This is a genomic window from Mesorhizobium sp. M2A.F.Ca.ET.042.01.1.1, assembly GCF_003997405.1.
Classification (GTDB): domain Bacteria; phylum Pseudomonadota; class Alphaproteobacteria; order Rhizobiales; family Rhizobiaceae; genus Mesorhizobium.
In genome coordinates, this window is record NZ_RZRX01000596.1 from 1 (window position 1) to 872 (window position 872).

Genomic DNA, 872 nt, shown 5'->3' on the forward strand with positions numbered 1-872 from the left:
GAGCCGGGAGACATGACACGGGTTCTCGCCATCGATCTCGGCGGCACCAATCTGCGTGCCGCGCTCCACACTGGCGATCTCGGCGCTCTTGCGCCGCAGGTCCGCGAGCCGGCGCCGGGCACTCTCGACGCGTTCGCTGCGCGCGTTCGCGCGCTTGCCGTCGCGGGTGAAACCAAAGCGCTCGGGCTTGCCGTGCCGGGCCTGACCGAAGGGTCGGTCTGCCGTTGGATCCCGAACCTGCCCTGGCTCGATGGTGTCGACATTCAGGCCTTGTTCCCTGACTTGCGGGTCGCGATCGGCAATGACGCGCAGGTCGCGCTTCTGGCGGAAGCGGCCGAGGGTGCGGCCAAGGACGTGTCCGATGCGATTCTGCTGGCCATCGGCACAGGCATCGGTTCGGCGGTGCTGGCCAATGGCCGCATCGTCGCCGGCGCGCATGGCGGGGCCTGCTCCTTCGGCTGGGCGTGCGCCGATGCCGGGGATCAGGGCGATGAACGCAGCGGCTGGCTGGAGCGTGTCGCCTCGGGGCGCGCGCTTGATGCGCTTGCCAGCCGGGTTAGGCTCGCAAATGGCGGCGAGTTGATCGCCGCCGCCCGCGCCGGGCAACCCGCCGCGCTTGCCGCCGTGGAGGAGACCGCGCGACGGCTGGGCGTCACGCTTGCCGGCGCTGTGGGATTGCTCGATCCGGGTGTGATCCTGGTGTCCGGCGGCCTGGCGGATGCGCTGGACGTGATCGCGCCGCCGCTGCTTGCGGCATTACGGCGACAATTGCCGCCGCATCTGCGCGGCATCGAACTCAAGCCTGGAAAATTCGGCTCGCGCGCCGGCCTGGTGGGTGCTGCGCTTGCCGGGCAGGCGGGAAGCGGGTGGAG

General features: G+C 70.6%; 1 protein-coding gene. It reads left to right on the forward strand.

Annotated elements, in window-relative coordinates:
* Positions 1-12: 12 nt before the first annotated feature.
* Positions 13-872, forward strand: an 860-nt coding sequence (locus EOA23_RS35075) for an ROK family protein (protein ID WP_145966622.1), incomplete at its 3' end; no start/stop codon positions are given.